The organism is uncultured Planktosalinus sp. (assembly GCF_963973675.1).
GTDB lineage: Bacteria > Bacteroidota > Bacteroidia > Flavobacteriales > Flavobacteriaceae > Planktosalinus.
The window spans coordinates 1-5,523 of record NZ_CAXBAN010000174.1; the positions used below are offsets into that span (position 1 = coordinate 1).

6 protein-coding genes are annotated in these 5,523 nt (G+C 40.9%); 4 read left to right on the forward strand and 2 right to left on the reverse strand.

Going from position 1 to position 5,523, the window contains the following annotated elements:
- Together AACY61_RS07995 and AACY61_RS08000 are read right to left on the reverse strand one after the other, a co-directional pair.
- Positions 1 to 630: fasciclin domain-containing protein (locus AACY61_RS07995; protein WP_339611049.1), on the reverse strand; the 630-nt coding region annotated here is incomplete at its 3' end.
- Positions 631 to 656: 26 nt separating this feature from the next.
- Complete coding sequence (locus AACY61_RS08000) at positions 657 to 1,532, reverse strand: hypothetical protein (RefSeq protein WP_339611050.1); 876 nt, start codon at positions 1,530 to 1,532, stop codon at positions 657 to 659.
- 230 nt (positions 1,533 to 1,762) lie between these two features.
- Here AACY61_RS08000 and AACY61_RS08005 point away from each other — a divergent pair, with 230 nt between their 5' ends.
- The 4 genes from AACY61_RS08005 to AACY61_RS08020 are packed head-to-tail and all read left to right on the forward strand — an operon-like array spanning position 1,763 to position 5,507.
- Positions 1,763 to 2,191, forward strand: a complete 429-nt coding sequence (locus tag AACY61_RS08005) for a hypothetical protein (RefSeq protein WP_339611051.1) — start codon at positions 1,763 to 1,765, stop codon at positions 2,189 to 2,191.
- Positions 2,192 to 2,887 (forward strand): glycosyltransferase family 2 protein, encoded by a 696-nt coding sequence (locus tag AACY61_RS08010; RefSeq protein ID WP_339611052.1) that lies wholly within the window; start codon positions 2,192 to 2,194, stop codon positions 2,885 to 2,887.
- Positions 2,884 to 4,371, forward strand: a complete 1,488-nt coding sequence (locus AACY61_RS08015; RefSeq protein ID WP_339611053.1) for a glycosyltransferase — start codon at positions 2,884 to 2,886, stop codon at positions 4,369 to 4,371. Before AACY61_RS08010 ends, AACY61_RS08015 begins: the two co-directional genes overlap by 4 nt.
- A complete protein-coding gene (locus tag AACY61_RS08020; protein WP_339611054.1) occupies positions 4,368 to 5,507 on the forward strand; it encodes a glycosyltransferase 87 family protein in 1,140 nt (379 codons plus the stop codon). The genes AACY61_RS08015 and AACY61_RS08020 overlap by 4 nt, the downstream gene beginning before the upstream one ends.
- Positions 5,508 to 5,523: the final 16 nt, after the last annotated feature.

A 5,523-nucleotide genomic window follows, 5' to 3' on the forward strand; every position in this document is an offset into this window, starting at 1 on the left:
CAAAGCCTCTACAAGATCAGCATAGACTACCGCCTCTACCAAGAAAGATAGTTCAGGAGAAGTAAACACACTCGAACTTTGCAACGCAATGGCCGATTGTACTATATCTACTCCTGTACCAATCATAACTTTATCGATCACATGCACAGTACCATTGCTCGCTGCAATATCTGTTGCCAGTATTTTTGAACCATTGATATACAAATCATTGCCTCTGCTGATAAAGCGTCTGTCTGGTCCCAAAGCTGAAGTTGACATCGCTCCTGCCATTATGTTGTTGCTTAACAGGTCTCCGTTTGAAACGTGGTACAACAGCGTGTTTGTCAAAAAGGGTTTTTGTAATACCCCCAAGGTTTCTACATTCAATCCCAAACGGGCAAAGGCGTCATTGGTAGGTGCAAAAACGGTATAGCTTCCCGAAGGGTCGTTTGGATTTGGGTTACTTAGTGTAACCGCAACCTCTCCTGCAACCGCTGCAGCTTCCAGCGTACTGAAATCAGGGTTTGAAACAGCTATGTATGCAATGGAGGGTAGTTCATCTTCAAAGTTGGATTCGGTTTCACAACCTAAAATCAAAAGACTTAAAGTGAGGGGCAAAAAAAGGGATTTGAATATATTTAGAGTTTTCATAGTATTTAAATTTTATTGATTATTGATTAAAATGAGTAAACGAGTCCGCCATAGAAACCTGTGGCTTTACCAATATTTCTTCCGGCAACATAGGTGTTTGCTCCGGCTGTAAGGCCTATACCTCCTGTAAGTGGTACATAGGCATTCACCCCTACTCGGGTATAGTTAACCCTGGTGGCAGGAAAAAAACCTTCAAAACCTTCGCCTAAAATATCCACACCGTCTTTTTCTGAAAGCTGATTGGCGACAAAAGCATCTACATAAAATTTGGAAGCGGCATACCCCAGTTTGAATTCGGTGATTAAAGCATGAGGCGCACTGTTGCCTCTAAAGCTATACCCTGCCTGACCGGTAGCAAAAAGACCATATTCAGTTTTAAACGTTGCAATTCCCAGCATATTGAAGCTGGAGGATTCGTTACCAATTGCGATAATGGATTGCAATCCCTCATCTGCACGGTAATCTCCAAAAGGTGTTTCCAACCCAATGGCACCCATCAAATCAATTGTACTTAAACCGGTGTTTAGGGTATGGAAATTATACTTCGCATAAATTTTTACGTCCTGAATGCCACTACGTGTATTTTCAAAACCGTTGTTTTGGAGTACTGCCTCACTGGCATTACCTTCTGCTTCTACATAAGGAAGGTTTAAAATGAGATTTAAACGATCTGTGATTCCCACCTCAGCGAATAGTGAAATACTTGAGATGTTCACTTCATTAAAGACAGGCACTCCGTCAACCTCCATAGGTACCAGAAAAACTTGGTCATAAGATTCGTGTGAGTAAGAAACTACTACTGCACCTTCACCGGCACTTTTCATAAATCCGCTTACAGGGCTTTGAGCTGTTAGTAAGACGGAAGACATCAAGCATAAGCTTGCAACTAATTTGATTTTCATTTTCATCTTTTTAATTTTTTTTGAATTGTTAGTCATACTCTATTTACGACAAAAACAAAGGCATGGTTTTCCTGCCCTCTAATTTTTTTTAAAAAAACCAAAGCAGACCGTGATACGTAATTAAAGTATTGCCAAAAAAAGTGTCAGTAGTTTAAACTTTTTACGTCCTATATATGAATGCCATGATTTCAAGCTTGCTTATTAAAGTCTTTTTTTTGCTTTTGTTCACTTTGACTTGGCAAACAGAAAAAAAATATGCAAAAGAATATTATGAAACAGGAGTGCTCAAAGCAGAAGGTTGGATTGACAGTCATCAAAAGGAAGGCTACTGGAAGTATTATCACACCAATGGGGTTGTGCAAAAAAAAGGACACTATCATAAGGGGGAAAAGCATGGTTATTGGTACTTTTATTCCCGTGAAAACCAACTGCTCAAGGAAGGCCATTTTAGTGACGGCGAAAAGCAAGACTGGTGGATTTTTCACAACAATAACACAGCTTTGAAAGTGCAGTATAAAAAAGGAAAAAGAGAGGGTTACGGACTGGTTTATCAAAAAAACAAACTTCAAAAAGCCCTGAAATATGAACAAGATAAAAAAGTGGGAGAATGGTCTTCAGTTCTGAGTTTTAGAATTGACAATCCACAAGTGCAGTTTTAAATGAATACAGATATCAGGGTTATAATTCCGGCGTTTAATGAAGAAGCTTCAATTGGTAAGGTAATCTCTGAGATTCCTGAAATTGTTTCAGAAATCATCGTGGTGAGCAACAGCTCTACAGATTCTACTGAAAATGTGGCGCGCGCTGCCGGTGCCACCGTGCTTTCAGAATCTCAAAAAGGATATGGGTTTGCTTGTTTAAAGGGGATGGACTACATCGCACGGCAAGCAACAAAACCCGACATCGTAGTGTTTCTAGACGGCGATTACAGCGATTATCCTGAAGAACTGACCAAAATTGTACAACCCATCATGGAAGATAACATCGATTTAGTGATTGGCGCAAGAGACAAGAGCTTACGCAAACAAGGCTCGATGACCTTCCCTCAAATATTTGGCAATTGGCTTGCCACAAACCTGATGCGTCTTTTTTTTGGGGCTCGTTTTACAGATTTAGGCCCATTTAGAGCCATAAAATATTCAAAACTTTTAGCTTTGCAAATGGAAGACAAAACCTATGGCTGGACAGTCGAAATGCAACTGAAAGCCCTGAAAAGAAACTATTCTTACACTGAAGTGCCCGTGCACTATAAAAACCGCATTGGGGTATCAAAAGTATCGGGAACAATAAAGGGCGCCGTGATGGCCGGAATAAAAATATTAGGTTGGATCTTTAAATACAGTTTTAAAAAGTGATTGTAGAAACCATAACCATCATAATTTACACCACGGCATTAATCTTTATTTTGATTTATGCTTTGGCGCAATTGAACCTGCTTTTTAATTATGTAAGAGCCCAAAGCAAAAAGGCTACTCCCAAAAAAATCAATTGGCAAAACCTGAATGAAGTCCCCTTTGTGACCATACAGTTACCGGTTTATAATGAAAAATATGTCATGGAGCGTCTATTAAAAAATATTGTTTTGATTGACTATCCCAAAGAGCGACTGGAAATACAGGTGCTCGATGACTCAACTGACGATACCCTTGAAAACACTGCAGCACTGATAGCCAAATTACAAAAAATGGGCATTGACATACAGCACGTTTTGCGTAAAAAAAGAACAGGCTTTAAAGCCGGAGCACTCAAAGAAGGCTTAAAATCAGCCAAGGGTGAGTTTATCGCCATTTTTGACGCCGACTTCCTCCCAAAACCCGACTGGTTAAAGCGCACGGTACCCCATTTTACTTCAGAAAATATAGGCGTTGTACAAACCCGCTGGGGGCACATCAACCGTGATTACTCCCTTCTCACCAAAGTTCAGGCCTTTGCACTGGATGCCCACTTTAGTTTGGAACAAGTAGGTCGCAACAGTCACGACCATTTTATCAATTTTAATGGTACCGCGGGTATTTGGCGTAAGCAGTGCATCATCGATGCCGGCAACTGGGAAGGTGACACCCTCACCGAAGACCTCGATCTGAGCTACCGCGCACAGTTGAAAGGATGGAAATTTGCCTATCTTGAAGATGTGGAAACACCGGCAGAACTCCCCGTTGTAATCAGTGCGGCACGCTCACAGCAATTTAGATGGAACAAAGGCGGGGCCGAAAACTTTCAGAAAATGAAATGGCGCTTGCTTACCTCCCCTACCATTCCGTTGAAAACAAAAATACACGGACTCCTGCATTTGCTCAACAGTACCATGTTTTTAAATATTTTTATTGTGGCTGTTTTGAGTATCCCGATGCTCTACATCAAAAATGAATATGCGCATCTAAAGGTTTATTTTATTGTAATGAGCTTTTTTGTGATCAGTACACTCATCTTTTTTGTTTGCTACTGGTTTATGTTCAAAAAAATATACGGTGGCGGCATTCTGAATTTTTTTAAATACATTGGGATGTTCTTCACTTTTTTCTCTATTGCGATGGGCTTTTCACTGCACAACACCATTGCCATTTTGGAAGGTCATTTTGGCAAGAAAAGTGAATTTATCAGAACCCCCAAGTTCAATATCAACACACTAAAAGACTCCTGGAAAGACAATATTTACTTAAAAGACAAAATCTCGCCCCACGTCGTCCTTGAAGGACTGCTCATGCTGTATTTTGCTTTTGGCATGTACAGTGCATTTGTGGTGGGCAAGGAAGGCGATTTCGGACTCTTCCCCTTTCACCTGATGCTGTTTCTGGGCTTTGGGTATGTGTTTTTTAAATCGTTAAAAACGAGGTCTTGAATACACTTCTGCAAACCTACCGCATCCCTCTGCTGATGGTTTTGGCAAGCCTTGTGTTTTACTGGTCCTTTGCTTATCAACTGGAGCGCAGTGATTTTATCAAACTCCTGAGTCTCTATGCCGCCTTGTTTTTTCTGTTTTACAAACTGATACAGACCAATGCCGGCAATTATAAATTCCTCTTCTGGACAGGAATAGCTTTTAGAGCGGCTTTCCTGTTGGCCATCCCCAACCTGTCACAGGACTTTTACCGTTTCCTTTGGGATGGTCGCCTGCTGATTGAGGGCATCAATCCTTATCTATCGACCCCCAATTCCTTCGCTTTAACGGAAATGAAGGGTATTTATCAAGCTCAACAGTTAATTAATGGCATGGGCGCCCTCAACGCCAGCCATTACAGCAATTATCCTCCGGTATCTCAATTTGTTTATGCCATCGCCGCTTTGTTTGCCGGAAGCAGTATTTTAGGCTCGGTGATTGTGTTGCGGCTGGTTCTTATTGCTGCAGACATCGGCATCTTGTTGTTTGGTAAAAAACTACTGGAAAAACTAAACCTGCCCAAACATTACATCTTCTGGTTTTTCCTGAATCCGTTTATCATTATCGAGCTCACGGGCAATCTGCATTTTGAAGGTGTGATGGTTTTCTTTTTGGTGGCAGCACTTTATTTTATGGTGGTTAAAAAGTGGTTGTGGAGTGCGCTGTTTTTGGGACTTTCGGTGTCTACTAAACTGATTCCTTTGTTGTTTCTGCCGTTGCTTCTGCCTTATTTTTTATCCCGGTTTCCCGACAAAATCACCGCCTTCAAAAAACTGAGTTTGTATTATTTAACGGTATTTGGAACAGTTTTACTCTTGTTTCTGCCCTTTCTGTCAGAAGCATTTATCCAAAACTTTTCTAAAACCATCAGCTTGTGGTTTGTCAATTTTGAGTTCAATGCCAGTGTGTATTACCTCATCAGATGGATTGGATTTGAAACGGTGGGTTGGAACATCATTGGCACCGTTGGAAAAATACTTCCTGTTGTGGTGGTCCTGTTTGTAATGTACCTCAGCTTTTTCAGAAAGACCAAAAATGGCAGCCAACTCCTGATTTTGATGTTGTTTGGCATTTGTTTTTACCACCAGATATTCTAGTGCCACCAGCCATAAA